Genomic DNA, 14,598 nt, shown 5'->3' on the forward strand with positions numbered 1-14,598 from the left:
ACCTTAGTGTAATACCCGCGCTCTTAAGGTACCGGGAATGGCTTTTAGCTCATTCAGTGCCAGTTCGTGATCGGCCGAGTCAATATCAATCACCACATAACCAATTTCCTGCACAGTTTGCAGGTACTGGCCGGAGATATTGATATTATGCCGGGCAAAGGCCTCGTTGATCTTGGTCAGCATACCCGGTTGGTTTTTGTGGATATGCAGCAGGCGTGAGCGGCCTTTATGCTCAGGCAGCGACACTTCCGGGAAATTCACCGCCGACAGGGTCGAGCCGTTATCACTGTATTTCACCAACTTACCGGCGACTTCAAAGCCGATATTCTCCTGCGCTTCCTGAGTCGAGCCACCGATATGCGGGGTTAAAATCACATTATCAAACTGGCGCAGTGGCGAGATAAATTCTTCGTCGTTGCCTTTAGGCTCCACCGGGAACACATCGATGGCGGCGCCGGCCAGCTTTTTGCTCTGTAGTGCGCTGGTCAGGGCATCGATGTCAACCACAGTGCCACGCGAGGCGTTGATCAGGATAGCACCGTGCTTCATCAGCTCCAGTTCGGCTTCGCCAATCATATTTTTGGTTTGCGGTGTTTCCGGCACATGCAGGCTGATCACATCGGATGTTTTCAGTAAGCTGCCTAAATCTACCTGTACCGCATTGCCCAGTACCAGCTTGTTTTCAATATCGTAAAACTGCACCCGCATACCGATATTCTCAGCCATAATGCCAAGTTGGGTACCGATATGGCCATAGCCGATAATGCCGAGCGTTTTACCGCGTGCTTCAAAGGAGTTATCGGCGGTTTTTAACCACTCGCCACGATGAGCCGCGGCATTACGCTGCGGAATACCGCGCAGTAACATAATAATTTGTCCCAGCACCAGTTCAGCCACCGAGCGGGTATTAGAAAAGGGCGCATTAAACACCGGGATGGCGCGTCTTAACGCCGCGTCCAGATCCACCTGATTGGTACCGATACAGAAGCAGCCGATCGCCACCAGCTTGGATGCCGCTTCTAACACCTTGTCGGTAAGCTGGGTGCGTGAGCGAATGCCGATAAAGTGGGCATCTTTAATCCGCTCAATCAACTCGTCTTCCGGCAGCGAGGTTTTCAGATACTCGATATTGCTGTAGCCGTGATCTTTAAAGGTTTGTACGGCACTCTGGTGCAGGCCTTCCAGCAGCAGGATCTTAATTTTGTCTTTTGCCAGCGAAAATTTTTCCATGGTCACTTCTCTTGTGCTTAATATAAATGCTGCCCGGTTGTCTTCACTGCCCCTTAAGCGGGGCTATTGTTATAAAAACAGTTCTATCAAAAGCTTTGTTTAGTGTTAGCGCAGTACCTGAGTACCCTCAGCGCTGCCCACCAAGACCAGATCGGCGGCGCGAGCGGCAAAGATGCCGTTGGTAACAACACCAACGATATTATTAATCTGCTGCTCCAGCGCTAACGGCTCGCTGATATGTAAACCGCGCACATCAATAATCAGATTACCGTTATCGGTGACCACGCCTTCGCGTACTACCGGTTTACCACCCAGTTTTGCCAGCTCACGGCTAACATAGCTGCTGGCCATCGGGATCACTTCAACCGGTAGCGGGAATTTGCCTAATACCTCAACCTGCTTGGTACTATCGACGATACAGATAAAGGTTTTGGCGACAGCGGCGACAATTTTTTCGCGGGTCAGGGCGGCACCACCGCCTTTAATCATTTGTTTAGCGGCGTTAATTTCGTCGGCGCCATCAACATAGACGCCAAAGCCGCTGATGCTGTTTAAATCCAGCACCGGAATGCCCAGTGCCTTTAAGCGGGCGGTAGATTGTTCAGAGCTGGAGACGGCACCGGCGATTTGATCTTTGATCTCGGCCAGAGCGTCAATAAAGTGGTTTACGGTAGAGCCGGTGCCGACACCGACAATGGTCTGTGGCTCGATATAGGCCACGGCGGCGCGGGCCGCGTTGCGTTTCATTTCATCTTGCGTCATGGAGGGTTCGCTTTATGCGTTTAGCCATAAAGATGGATAGTATATCGGCTGCCAGAAAAAAAGACAGTGTTAGTTAGCGCGGATAATTTTCGGCAAAAACTAGCGGCTAAAACGCAGCAGCCGGCTGCCGGTCGCTACCGCATGCAGCGGTTGATCCCAGGGCTCGATCGGTAACTGCGGCACTTGTTGGCAATCATGCGCCAAACCGATGAGCCGGCAATGATGATTGGCGGCTAACTGCGACAGGGTACGGTCATAAAAACCTCCGCCCATGCCAAGGCGTTGCCCGAGATGATCGAACGCAACTAAAGGGGTAAAAATCAGATCCAACTGCTGCACCGGTATTAGCTCAGCGCAGTTTAGTTTCGGCTCTGGAATACCAAAGCGATTGGGTAATAGCGGCGTAGTTGGCTGATAGTGCTGAAAAATCAGATAGCCGGCACAAAACGGATGCAAAATAGGTAGGTAGAGGGTTTTGCCGGCCTGCCATAAGGCCTGGATTAGCGGCGTGGTATCAATCTCGCTGTCATTACTCAGATAGAGTGCGATATGTTGCGCCGCTAATACCTCAGCACAGGGGAGCAGTTGCCGCACTAATCCGATAGCTGCGTCCTGCTGCGCCTGAGCGCTCAGCTGTTGCCGCCGGTTACGGATTTCAGTTCGCAGTTGTGCCCGATTTAGCAATTCAGAACCCTTGCTGTCAGGAAGAAGAGAAAGTGCAGAAGTGTTCTCCGAAGTTGCCGTGCCCTGTATCAGCCCTTGAACCCAAGGTTCAAGGCGGAACGCCAATGGCCACCGTAGGCTTCCCGGTACTAGCCGGGCCTGCACAAAAGCGACGCAGAAACATCCCTTAATAAAACAATTATCGGCTCAGGGACATCGACAAAACACGAACAACCCAGAGAACGCCCTCAGTATAACACTGCTTTTACGCCGTTGAGAACAAAGCCCGGCAAAAAGCGGCTAACTGCTGCTTGTTTAGGCACAGGTTGGCGTTGCCCTAGAGCAGTGGTAGCATAAGCACAGAAAAGAAACTGAGGGGCAAGATATGCCATTATCACTGGTACAAAGCTATGAGCGCTGGAGCGCAGCCCTGGATGCAGCCTATGTGATGGCTTCTGCCGCAGAATTGCATGGTTTAATCAGTGGCCTGCTTTGCGGCGGTATGCCAGCCGATGCCAGCGAGTTTTTGCCGGTGCTGCACGACTTTTTAAATGACGGTCAGGCCTTGCCTCAGGCGCTAAAAACCGACGTGCAGCAGCTGATCAGCAATACCTCCCAAAGCCTGAGTGCTGCCGACTATGATTTCGCGCTGTTGCTGCCGCATGACGATGATGCACTGATCGAGCGGCTGGAAGCGATGGTGGAGTGGGCACAAGCGTTTTTAGTCGGTTTCTCGGTGCAGCAAACCGATTTATCGTTATTAAGCGAAGAAGTGCGCGAAGCGATTAATCAGCTCAGCGAAGTCACCAAGGTTGACCTTAGTACGCAAGACGATGCCAGCGCCGAAGAAAACGAAGAAGCCTATTTCCTGGTACTGGAGCATATCCGGCTGATGGTGTTTAGTTGCTACAACGAAGTCGGGCAGCGGCCGGCGGTAAAGGGCCCGTTAAATAAAACCTTACATTAAGGTCTGCTATGCAAATCGAAGTCTATCAGCAGCGGCGTCAGCAACTGCTGGCGCAACTGCCAGAGCGCTCTGTGGTATTACTGAGTGCGGCCGCCGAGCAAACCCGCAGCCGCGATACCGAATATCCGTTTCGCCAGCACAGTGACTTTTGGTATTACACCGGCTTTAACGAGCCCGATGCCTTACTGATCTTAACTAAAACCGCCGCGGGCGAGTGTCGCAGCTTGTTGCTATGCCGTGACAAAGACCCTTTTGCCGAAATGTGGCAGGGCCGGCGGCTGGGGCCAGCTGCGGCCCTGACTACCCTGGGCTTAAATGCGGTTAGTCTAAGTGAACGTAGCGCCAGCTTGCAGCAGGCATTAAATGGTATGCAAGCGGTGTATCTGAATTTAGGTGATGAACCGGCATTGCAGCAGGAAGTGCTGACCATTATGCAGGGGCTCAGACAGCGTGAAAAACGCGGTGACCAGGCGCCGGTGGCGCTGATGGACCTTAGGCCTTATAGCAGCGAACAACGGCTGATAAAAAGTGCCGACGAAATTGCGATAATGCGTCGCGCCGGCCAAATCAGCACTCAGGCCCATCATCGCGCCATGCGCTTTTGCCATGCCGGCGGCTGGGAATATCAGTTAGAAGCCGAGATCCTGCATGAATTTGCGCTGCATGGTGCCCGTTTCGCTGCCTATAACACCATAGTCGGCAGTGGCGACAACGGCTGTATTTTGCATTACACCGAAAATAGCAGCCAGCTGACTGACGGCGAGCTGGTATTAATTGATGCCGGCTGCGAGTTACAGGGCTATGCCGCTGATATTAGCCGCACCTTCCCGGTAAATGGCCGTTTTACCCCGGAGCAGGCGGCGCTGTATCAGCTGGTATTAGACGCCCAGCTTTGCTGTATCGCCGCGGTTAAACCCGGTTGCACCTTTGCACAGTTAAATGCCATTGCCGAGCAGGTGCTGACCAAAGGGTTGCTGGAATTAGGTATTTTGCACGGCGATTTGACCGAGCTCATAACCAGTAAAGCCTGTAAGCAGTATTTTATGCATGGTATAGGCCATTGGCTGGGGCTGGACGTACATGATGTCGGCGCCTATAAGGTCGCTGGTGACGATCGGCCGTTTCAACCCGGCATGGTGCTGACGATTGAACCCGGCCTGTATATCGCACCGGGTAGCGAGGCCGCCGAAAAATGGTGGGGCCTGGCAATCCGGATCGAAGATAATATTCTGGTGACCGCGGACGGCCATGACAACCTGACTACTGGCTGTGTCAAAACCCTGGCGGAAGTAGAAGCCCTGATGGCCAATCGCTAGCCTGACGCTCTGACAGTAATCAGTAACAGCATAAATACACAACAAATAAGGTAAGCCGTGCAAGTAACAAGCACTACCACAGTCGATTTTGATCTGGTGATTGCCGGTGGTGGCATGGCCGGCTCGATGCTGGCGCTGGCATTATTACGCCAGGCGCCGGCATTAAAGGTTGCCATTATCGAGCAGGCTGAAACGCCGGTATCCAAAGCCAGTTTTGATAGCCGCAGTATTGCGCTGGCGGCGGCCAGTGTCGAATTATTACAACGCTGGCAACTCTGGCCACAACTGACCCAGCAGGCCTGCCCAATCAAAACCATAGCGGTGTCCGATCGTGGCCATTTTGGCAAAACCTGGCTTAGTGCCGACGAATACCGTTTGCCCGCCCTGGGGCAGGTGATCGAAGTCGAGCATATTGGTGCCGCGCTGTATCAGGCGTTAGCGGAACATCCGAATTTAAGCCGGCTACAGCCGCGCAGCATCGCCGCCATCGACAAACAGCAAGCTTGGCAACAGCTAACCTTAGATGACGGCAAGAGTGTGAGTACCCGCTTACTGGTGATCGCCGAAGGCGGTGCTTCCAATACCCGGCAGCTGGCCGGTTTTAGTTTAACGGAGCAGCCTTATCCGCAAGCGGCCATTATCGCCAATCTGGCGCTCAGCAGTGCGCATCAGTATAAGGCGTTCGAGCGCTTTACCGAGCATGGCCCTATTGCTTTATTACCGCTGACCCAAAACCGCTATTCGCTGGTCTGGACGGTGCCGCCGGAGCAGGTGCCGCTGTTACTGGCACTCAGTGACAACGAATTTCTAGCGCAAATTCAACAGGCATTTGGTTATCGGGCCGGCGTCTTTACGGCAGTGGGCAGCCGCGCCGCTTACCCGCTGGTGTTAAAGCAAAGCCAGCAGGTAGTGAATCACCGCACCGCACTGTTAGGTAACAGCTTACATAACCTGCACCCTATTGCCGGCCAGGGCTTTAATCTGGCACTGCGAGATATTGCCTGTTTAAGCCAGCTGCTGGCAGAACAAGGTTTAGCCGATGCCGGTGGCTATGCGCTGCTGCGTGCCTATCAGCAGCAACGCCAGGCCGATATGCAGCAGGTGATTTGGCTGACCGACGCCTTAGTGCGCACCTTTTCTAACCGCTCACGCCTGGTGGCGCTGGCGCGTAATCTTGGCCTGACGGCGATGCTGCTGTGCGATCCGCTTAAGACGCCACTCGCGCGGCAAACTATGGGTTATGGAACTCTTTATGCAAAATCTTGATGTCACCATTGTTGGCGCCGGTAGTGCCGGCTTAACCCTGGCGCTGTTATTGGCAGAGCAGGGTTTAAAGGTGGCGCTGGTGGAAAAGGGCGCCGAGCCACTGCCGGTAACCCCTGCTTATCTGCGGGTGAGCGCCCTTAATCCGGCTTCACAACGGGTGCTGGCCCATTTAGGTGTGTGGGATGGCATAGCCGCGCAGGCTGCTGCGTATCAGCACATGCAGGTGTGGGATGCCGACAGCTTTGGCCGCATTCATTTTGCCGCCGAGCCACCACAGCCGGCCGATTTAGGCTGGATCTGCGATAACGAAGCGATTCGCCAGCAGCTGTATCAAAAAGTACAGCAACAGCCGGCGATCCGCTGTTATTTTGGTGCCCAAATTCAGCAGTTAGTGCAATCGGAACGAGAGGTGCTGCTGCAACTGAGCAGCGGTGAGATCTTACTCAGCGAATTACTGGTTGGCGCCGATGGCGTGAATTCATATGTACGGCAACAACTACAGTTACCCCTGACACACTGGGACTATCAGCAGGATGCGATAGTGGCGGTGATCCACTGCGACGAGCCACATCAGGCGACGGCGCGGCAGGTGTTTTTACCGACCGGGCCGCTGGCGCTGCTGCCGCTGCCGGATCCTAAGCATTGCTCTATTGTCTGGAGTGCTGAAACCAGCCGAGCCAGCGAACTGATGGCGCTGGATGATGCTGCCTTTACGCGCGCCCTAACCGCCGCCAGCCAAAGTGTCTTGGGTTGTTTAACGCTGACAACAGCGCGCAGCGTGCATCCGCTACGGATGCGTTATGCCAGTGACTGGGTACGTGGCCGTGTGGTGCTGGTGGCCGATGCGGCGCATAGTATTCATCCGTTGGCCGGGCAGGGCATGAATCTGGGTTTAATGGATGTGACTGCCTTGGCCGAATTGTTAGGCAAGCAACAGCAGGCGGGCAAGCCGCTATTTGCCCCCCGCGTGTTACAGGCGTATCAGCGTTGGCGTAAGGCCGAAGCGCAAAGCATGATCGCGGCGATGGAAGCTTTCAAACGTGGTTTTAGTAATGAGCAGCCGGCATTAAAATTTTTGCGCGGCGCAGGTTTGCTGCTGGCCGATAAACTGCCTTTTGTTAAACAGCAGCTGATGGCACAGGCGCTGGGTAATAGCGGTGATTTACCGGCTTTAGCCAAACCATAGCTGTAGCAATTATTGCTGTCATAAATTTGCCTTAGTTTTTTTGGTAACCCCGGCTGTCGCATTACAAAAAGTAATCCAAATTGGGCTGTTTGCTGGCGGGGGTATCGGGTATAATCGAGCAGTATTTTTTAGTCAGACTGGTAGCAATATTGCGTAATAGGCTGATAACAAAGGTTTATTTGCCAAGCTCAATATTAAGCTGCCGGCCCGTATAATAAACAGGAAAAAATAATGGCTCAAAAAACCGTGTTACACGCCAGTCATCTGGCTGCTGGTGCGAAAATGGTCGATTTCTTCGGCTGGGAAATGCCAATTAACTATGGCTCTCAAATTGAAGAACACCACGCCGTCCGTCAGGATGCCGGCATGTTCGATGTGTCGCATATGACCATTGTTGATTTAACCGGTGCCAATACCCGTAACTTCCTGCGTTATTTATTAGCCAACGACGTTGTCAAACTCACCACCCTCGGCAAAGCCCTGTACAGCGGCATGTTAAACAGCGCCGGCGGTGTGATTGATGATTTAATCGTGTACTTCCTGCAAGAAGATTTCTTCCGTTTAGTGGTGAACTCTGCCACCCGCGAAAAAGACTTAGCCCATATCAACGCCGAAGCTAAAGCCTTTAATGTCACCGTAACCGAGCGTCCGGAATTTGCGATGATTGCCGTGCAGGGCCCGAATGCCAAAGCCAAGGTGGCAACCTTATTAACGGCCGGGCAGCAAGCTGCCGTCGCTGGTATGAAGCCGTTTTTTGGTGTGCAGGCGGGTGACTTATTTATCGCTACCACCGGTTATACCGGTGAAGACGGTTATGAAATTGCGCTGCCAAACGAGCAGGCGGCAGACTTCTGGCAACAGCTGTTAAATGCCGGCGTAAAACCCTGTGGTTTAGGCGCCCGCGACACTCTGCGCTTAGAAGCCGGTATGAACCTGTACGGTCAGGATATGGACGAAAGCGTATCACCACTGGCAGCCAATATGGGCTGGACCATTGCCTGGGAGCCTAGCGACCGTAACTTTATTGGCCGCACCGCGCTGGAGCAGGCCAAAGCCGCCGGTACCGCTAAGCTGGTGGGTTTGGTGATGGAGCAAAAAGGGGTATTGCGCCATGGCCAGAAAGTGATTACTGCTGCCGGTGAAGGTGAAATTACCTCTGGTACTTTCTCGCCGACGCTGGGCTTTAGCATAGCGCTGGCGCGGGTACCTGCTGCGACCGGCGATACCGCAGAAGTGGATATTCGCGGTAAACTGGTGCCGGTAAAAGTAGTAAAACCGGCCTTTGTGCGCATGGGTAAAAAACTGGTCTAAGCTTTATAGCTGGCCAAAAATAATACAATAACGATGCCGGCCTGCTGCCGGAAAGACCAGAGAGGCTTCACCTGGTCGTGCCTGTGCTAACAGGGCGGCAGGTGGCAAGAACACACAGCTAAGGAACTTACAATGAGCAACATTCCTGCAAACTTAAAATACGCATCCAGCCACGAATGGCTGCGCGCTGAAGGCGATGGCATTTACACCGTTGGTATTACTGAGCACGCTCAGGAATTACTGGGGGATATGGTATTCGTTGAATTACCAGAAGTTGGTGAGTCTGTAGCGCAAGGTGATGATGTTGCCGTGGCTGAGTCAGTGAAAGCGGCATCAGATATTTATGCGCCGGTTTCAGGTGAAATCGTGGCGGTAAACGATGCCCTGAGCGACTCGCCAGAGCTGGTAAACAGCAGCCCATACGAAGATGGCTGGATGTTTAAGATTAAGATCGCAGACGAAGCCGAGCTTGGCAGTCTGTTAGACGCCGCCGGTTATCAGAGCGCGATTGACGAAGCTTAATATTACGGCAGATCCTGCCACCCTAAAGCCCCGTAGATAACGGGGCTTTATGTTAGAAAGCACTACCAGGATAATGAGCATGACCCATACCGCTGTGAAAACCCTGACGCAACTTGCGAAACACGACGAATTTATCCAGCGCCATATTGGCCCGGATGCTGCCGAAACTACTGCTATGCTGCAGGAACTTGGCGTAGACAGCATCGAGCAGCTGATTGCGCAAACCGTGCCGCAGAGCATTCGCTTGCCAAAACCTTTGGCCATTGGCGACAGCCGCACTGAAGTAGACGCCCTGGCGTATTTAAAGGCTGCTGCGTCAAAAAATAAAATGTATAAGTCTTACATTGGTATGGGTTACCACCCAACACTGACCCCGCACGTGATTTTACGTAACGTGCTGGAAAACCCGGGCTGGTACACCGCGTACACGCCATACCAGCCGGAAATTGCGCAGGGCCGGTTAGAGTCGCTGTTAAATTTCCAACAGTTATCTTTAGACTTAACTGGTATGGAACTGGCCAGCGCCTCGCTGCTGGACGAAGCAACCGCCGCTGCCGAAGCCATGGCCCTGGCCAAGCGCGTCACCAAGAGCAAGTCTAACCTGTACTTTATTGCCGACGACGTGCACCCACAAACCATCGACGTGGTAAAAACCCGCGCCGAAATGTTTGGTTTTGATATCGTAGTGGGTAAAGCCAGCGAAGCCGCTGAGCAGGACGTATTCGGTGCCTTATTACAGTACCCTACCACTAACGGTGATATCCGTAACGACAGCGCCTTAATTGCTGCGCTACAGGCGAAAAAAGCCATTGTTGCGGTAGCAACAGACCCAATGGCGTTAATGCTGTTAAAAGCACCGGGCGAGCTGGGCGCCGATGTGGTATTAGGCTCTATGCAGCGCTTTGGTGTACCAATGGCCTTTGGTGGCCCACACGCTGCTTTCTTCGCTACCCGTGATGCCTATAAGCGCTCTATGCCAGGCCGCATTATCGGTGTGTCGAAAGATCGCCGTGGCAATCAAGCATTGCGGATGGCAATGCAAACCCGCGAGCAGCATATCCGCCGCGAAAAAGCTAACTCCAACATCTGTACTGCCCAGGTATTACTGGCCAATATCGCCTCCTTCTATGCCGTGTACCATGGCCCACAAGGCTTAAAAGATATCGCCGAGCGCATTCACCGCAGCGCCGATATTTTTGCTGCTGGCTTAAAAGCCAAAGGTGTTGCCTTGGTGAATAGCCACTGGTTCGATACCATCACCTTTAAGGTTGCTGATCGTGCTGCCGTTATCGCCCGCGCTTTAGCAGCCGGTGTTAACCTGCGTACGGACGTGGCCGATAGCCTGGCCGTAAGTTTTAGCGAAGCTACCCAAGCGGCCGATATTGCCGAGCTGTTTGATATCGTATTAGGTGCCGGCCATGGCGTAGACGTAAACGCCTTAGATGCACAGATTGTGGCTAATGGCTCTACCTCTATCCCTGCTGACTTAGTACGCACCTCTGCCGTATTAAGCCACCCGGTATTTAACCAGTATCACAGCGAAACTGAGATGCTGCGTTATATCAAAAAGCTGGAAAACAAAGACTTAGCACTGAACCACTCGATGATTTCGTTAGGGTCATGCACGATGAAACTGAACGCCACCGCCGAGATGATCCCGATCACCTGGCCAGAGTTCGCGTCTCTGCACCCATTCGTGCCACGCGATCAGGCCGAAGGTTACTACCAGATGATCAACGAGCTGGGCGACTGGCTTGTCAATATCACGGGCTATGACAATATCTCGATGCAGCCAAACTCAGGCGCTCAGGGCGAGTACGCCGGTATGGTGGCGATTCGTAAGTACCACGAAAGCCGTGGCGAAGGCCATCGTAATATCTGTTTAATTCCGGTATCGGCGCACGGTACTAACCCGGCTACTGCGGCCATGACCAACTACGAAGTTGTGCTGGTAGACTGCGATAAGTCAGGCAATATCGATATGGCCGACTTAAAAGCCAAAGCAGCCGAAGTAGGCGATCGCTTAGCGGCCATTATGGTGACTTACCCGTCTACGCACGGTGTATTTGAAGAAACCATCGCCGAACTGTGCGAAGTGATCCACTCCTACGGCGGCCAGGTGTATATGGACGGCGCCAATATGAACGCTCAGGTGGGTTTAACCTCGCCAGGCTTTATCGGCTCAGACGTATCGCACTTAAACCTGCACAAAACCTTCTGTATCCCGCACGGCGGTGGTGGCCCGGGTATGGGCCCAATCGGCGTGAAGAGCCATTTAGCGCCGTTTTTACCTAACCATGCGGTCGTAAAAATCGACGGCACCGGCGCCAGCAATGGTGCAGTATCGGCAGCACCTTTTGGTAGCGCCGGCATTCTGCCAATCAGCTGGATGTATATCGCGATGATGGGTAGCGAAGGCTTAAAACAAGCCACTGAATTCGCGATCCTGAACGCGAACTACGTTGCCAAGAAACTGAACCCGCACTTCCCGGTGCTGTATGTCGGTACCCATGGCCGCGTGGCGCACGAATGTATTATCGACATTCGGCCATTAAAAGAAGCCAGCGGTATTACAGAGATGGATATCGCCAAGCGCTTAATGGACTTTGGTTACCACTCACCAACGATGAGCTTCCCGGTCGCCGGCACGCTAATGATTGAACCAACCGAATCAGAAAGCAAAGCCGAGCTGGATAAGTTTATCGAAGCGATGACGACTATCCGTGCGGAAATTGCCAAGGTAGAAGCGGGCGAGTGGACAGTGGACAACAACCCACTGGCTTACGCACCACACACCATGGCCGATATTCTGGACCCAAGCTGGGATCGCGCCTACGAGCGCACCTACGCCGCCTTCCCAGCGCAGTTTGTGGCAGAAAACAAGTTCTGGCCAACGGTTACCCGTATCGACGACGTCTACGGCGACCGCAACCTGATGTGTTCATGCCCAAGCCCGGAGGCTTACCGGTAATAAGTGTAAGCGCCAGGCTAGTTACTGGCGCTTTAGCTTAGCAGCTAGATCCTAAACTGAGCAGGGCTGCACTGTAATACTGGCAAGAAGTGTGAAAAGCCAATTAAAAAGCGACCAGAGCTGAGTCGCTTTTTGCTTTTATGAGCCGTCATGATTAAAAGCCATTTGTAGCTAATCTTTAAAGAAACCACTTACTCGGCTTAATTGAGCAAAATTTAATGTTAAAACAGAAATTGTAACCACGGATAGCCAACTAATAGTAACACGGCAAGGTACAACAGACCGAAAATGGTGCCAAGGCGCCAATAGTCGTGTGCCGGCAAATAACCACTACCAAAATAAATCGGGCTGGGGCCTGTGCCGTAAGGGGTCAGGATGCCCATTAAGCCTAATGACGTTACCAGTAATAAGCTGAAGATCAGTAAATTCATGCCGGGTATCGCGGCACCGATAGCCAGCGTCACTGGCAGTAATGCAGTAGTATGTGCTGTGCTGCTGGCAAATAAGTAGTGCAATAGATAAAAGGCTATCACTAAGATCAGTGTAGCAGCAACGGGTGATAAATCGCCCAGCCATTGGCCACCTAAGACACCCAGCCAACGGATAAAGCCGACATCAGATAAGCCTCCGGCCAGAGTTACCAAGGTCGCAAACCACACCAGCGTATTCCAGGCAGCCTTATTGCCGGTAATATCTGACCAGTCCAACACTTTGGCATATAACATTAAACAAATCACCAGCAAGGCAGCTAACGCCGGCTCAATATATTTACCGGCAAAGATCCACAGTACCAGGGCTAAGCAAACAAAACTGACCAGTAACCACTCTTTTAGCTGCATCGGGCCAAGTTTAGCCAGCTCTGTTGCGGCCCAGCGCGGGACTTCTGCATTGCTTTTTATGGTTGGCGGGTAAAACCAATACGCCAGCAAAGGGGTTAGTAGCAGCAGTATCACCCCTACCGGTAAAAATGCTAATGCCCAGGTGGCCCAGCTAATACTAATATCTATTTGGCTTTTTACTAAGGCGGTGGCCAGTAAATTGGGGGCTAGTGCTGATAAAAACATTGAGCTGGTGACACAGGTTGCGGCAATGGCGACCCACATCAAATAAGAGCCAATCAGCCGGGCGCTTGGATCATTAGGTTTGGAGCCATACAGGGCCGGCAGGTTAGAGATAATAGGGAAGATGGTGCCGCCACTTCTGGCCGTGTTAGACGGTGTAAAAGGAGCGAGCAATAAATCGGCAAAGCTGATCGCATAACCAAGGGTGAGGGTGTTTTTACCCATTTTCTTTACCAGCAATAAGGCTAACCTTTTACCAAGCTGGGTTTTTTCGTAGCCTGCGGCAAACATAAAGGCACTAAAAATAAGCCAAACGGTAGAGTTACCAAAACCGGCAACGGCCCAGCGAAACGCTGTGCCCGCACTATTAAAGTTAGTCGTGGCTAACTGCGTTGGGCTAAATAACACCCATGGCGCTGCAATAGCCACCAACACCACTGCCGATAAACCTACCACGGCGCCTGGCAGGGGCTCTAAGATTAACCCGGCGATTACTGCCACAAAAATAGCAAAAAAGCGCCAGGCATGTGGATCTAAGCCGTCAGGCACCGGTAATAACAAAATTAATATTGCTAATAACAGCGGCAGTAGTGCTTTCGACCAAGCTGGCATAAGGTTTCTCCAAAGTGTATATAAACTTAGCTTAGCAAGGAAAATGCAACTTTGAGCTGCTAAATCAACTTTGCCTGATCTATCGCAAACAATTGCGGCTGCTGAAGCGTCGCTGTCAGCGTTTTCGCAAGAGATCCTTCGACGTCAGATCCCAAACGGTCGGACGGAAATAGCCAAGGTCGAAGCCGGCGAGTGGACTATAGATAATAACCTAACATCGATTTGATGCTGATCGATATAGGCTTAGATGTGCTCAAAAGTTTTCAATGTATAGCAACGCAGCAGCTTTTTGAAATTGACAAATCCAGCCAGTGGTCGGTAATGCCAGGAATGTTGAAATTGTCGATTATCATTAGCAGGGGGAGCGCTGTTTAAAAATGGCATAGGTGCAGTACACCTCGCTGAGATATTGCACGAAGATTATCTGCAGCCACTTGAGATGAGTGCCAACGAGCAGGAGTAACGCCGTAATATCAGCACAAACAAGCTTATCGAAGAGCGCTCAACTCTTGCCCTATAAAGATTTCGTATTGGCATTACATAAGAATGTCGTGCAAAAGTGGTAAAGTCTTGATAAGGTTATAACTGATATCAGGGCATATGCATCGAAAATGCCACATCATCTAAGATGTGCAATTTACCTGAGTGATCGCTACTGAAGCATCAGCTCCGGAAACATTTGGCTGGCGACAAGCTGGAGCCTTTGCAGCGCGATGCCGATGTAGAGCCGG

General features: G+C 52.2%; 11 protein-coding genes and 1 other RNA gene. 7 read left to right on the forward strand and 5 right to left on the reverse strand.

All coding sequences use genetic code 11. From position 1 onward, the window contains the following. Positions 1 to 3: 3 nt before the first annotated feature. The 4 genes from serA to ssrS form a co-directional block, all read right to left on the reverse strand. The gene (serA, locus tag AEST_RS05745; protein WP_008607690.1) at positions 4 to 1,230 is read right to left on the reverse strand and encodes a phosphoglycerate dehydrogenase; all 1,227 of its coding nucleotides are present in this window, start codon (positions 1,228 to 1,230) and stop codon (positions 4 to 6) included. A gap of 105 nt (positions 1,231 to 1,335) precedes the next feature. Next, complete coding sequence (gene rpiA, locus AEST_RS05750; RefSeq protein WP_039925160.1) at positions 1,336 to 1,992, reverse strand: ribose-5-phosphate isomerase RpiA; 657 nt, start codon at positions 1,990 to 1,992, stop codon at positions 1,336 to 1,338. Between the two features lie 99 nt (positions 1,993 to 2,091). Next, a complete protein-coding gene (locus AEST_RS05755) occupies positions 2,092 to 2,676 on the reverse strand; it encodes a 5-formyltetrahydrofolate cyclo-ligase (protein ID WP_008607694.1) in 585 nt (194 codons plus the stop codon). 40 nt (positions 2,677 to 2,716) lie between these two features. Then, a non-coding RNA gene (gene ssrS / locus AEST_RS16995) (6S RNA) lies at positions 2,717 to 2,900 on the reverse strand. 140 nt (positions 2,901 to 3,040) lie between these two features. On the opposite strand from ssrS, the gene AEST_RS05760 reads away from it, so the two are divergent. From AEST_RS05760 to gcvP, 7 genes are all read left to right on the forward strand, one after another. Then, on the forward strand, positions 3,041 to 3,622 hold the full coding sequence (locus tag AEST_RS05760) for a UPF0149 family protein (RefSeq protein WP_008607695.1): 582 nt from the start codon (positions 3,041 to 3,043) through the stop codon (positions 3,620 to 3,622). A gap of 8 nt (positions 3,623 to 3,630) precedes the next feature. Next, positions 3,631 to 4,938 carry a Xaa-Pro aminopeptidase gene (gene pepP, locus AEST_RS05765; protein ID WP_008607696.1) on the forward strand — a complete coding sequence of 436 codons (1,308 nt, stop codon included), beginning with the start codon at positions 3,631 to 3,633 and terminating at the stop codon, positions 4,936 to 4,938. Between the two features lie 57 nt (positions 4,939 to 4,995). Then, the gene (ubiH, locus tag AEST_RS05770; RefSeq protein ID WP_008607697.1) at positions 4,996 to 6,204 is read left to right on the forward strand and encodes a 2-octaprenyl-6-methoxyphenyl hydroxylase; all 1,209 of its coding nucleotides are present in this window, start codon (positions 4,996 to 4,998) and stop codon (positions 6,202 to 6,204) included. Further along, entirely contained in the window at positions 6,191 to 7,390 is a 1,200-nt protein-coding gene (locus tag AEST_RS05775) for an FAD-dependent oxidoreductase (RefSeq protein ID WP_008607698.1), read from the forward strand. Before ubiH ends, AEST_RS05775 begins: the two co-directional genes overlap by 14 nt. A gap of 231 nt (positions 7,391 to 7,621) precedes the next feature. Further along, complete coding sequence (gene gcvT / locus AEST_RS05780; protein WP_008607699.1) at positions 7,622 to 8,701, forward strand: glycine cleavage system aminomethyltransferase GcvT; 1,080 nt, start codon at positions 7,622 to 7,624, stop codon at positions 8,699 to 8,701. A gap of 132 nt (positions 8,702 to 8,833) precedes the next feature. After that, positions 8,834 to 9,223 (forward strand): glycine cleavage system protein GcvH, encoded by a 390-nt coding sequence (gcvH, locus tag AEST_RS05785; RefSeq protein ID WP_008607700.1) that lies wholly within the window; start codon positions 8,834 to 8,836, stop codon positions 9,221 to 9,223. 79 nt (positions 9,224 to 9,302) lie between these two features. Next, complete coding sequence (gcvP, locus tag AEST_RS05790) at positions 9,303 to 12,194, forward strand: aminomethyl-transferring glycine dehydrogenase (RefSeq protein WP_008607701.1); 2,892 nt, start codon at positions 9,303 to 9,305, stop codon at positions 12,192 to 12,194. A gap of 221 nt (positions 12,195 to 12,415) precedes the next feature. On the opposite strand, the gene AEST_RS05795 is transcribed toward gcvP, so the two are convergent. Continuing rightward, the gene (locus tag AEST_RS05795) at positions 12,416 to 13,867 is read right to left on the reverse strand and encodes an anion permease (protein WP_008607702.1); all 1,452 of its coding nucleotides are present in this window, start codon (positions 13,865 to 13,867) and stop codon (positions 12,416 to 12,418) included. Between the last annotated feature and the right edge of the window lie 731 nt (positions 13,868 to 14,598).

The organism is Alishewanella aestuarii B11 (assembly GCF_000280055.1).
Lineage (GTDB): Bacteria > Pseudomonadota > Gammaproteobacteria > Enterobacterales > Alteromonadaceae > Alishewanella > Alishewanella aestuarii.

Coding starts and splice junctions, on each gene's coding strand:
- AEST_RS05775 (WP_008607698.1), top strand. CDS start 6,191: ATGCAAAATCTTGATGTCACCATTGTTGGCGCCGGTAGTGCCGGCTTA.
- gcvT (WP_008607699.1), top strand. CDS start 7,622: ATGGCTCAAAAAACCGTGTTACACGCCAGTCATCTGGCTGCTGGTGCG.
- gcvH (WP_008607700.1), top strand. CDS start 8,834: ATGAGCAACATTCCTGCAAACTTAAAATACGCATCCAGCCACGAATGG.
- AEST_RS05795 (WP_008607702.1), bottom strand. CDS start 13,867: ATGCCAGCTTGGTCGAAAGCACTACTGCCGCTGTTATTAGCAATATTA.
- AEST_RS05760 (WP_008607695.1), top strand. CDS start 3,041: ATGCCATTATCACTGGTACAAAGCTATGAGCGCTGGAGCGCAGCCCTG.
- pepP (WP_008607696.1), top strand. CDS start 3,631: ATGCAAATCGAAGTCTATCAGCAGCGGCGTCAGCAACTGCTGGCGCAA.
- serA (WP_008607690.1), bottom strand. CDS start 1,230: ATGGAAAAATTTTCGCTGGCAAAAGACAAAATTAAGATCCTGCTGCTG.
- gcvP (WP_008607701.1), top strand. CDS start 9,303: ATGACCCATACCGCTGTGAAAACCCTGACGCAACTTGCGAAACACGAC.
- rpiA (WP_039925160.1), bottom strand. CDS start 1,992: ATGACGCAAGATGAAATGAAACGCAACGCGGCCCGCGCCGCCGTGGCC.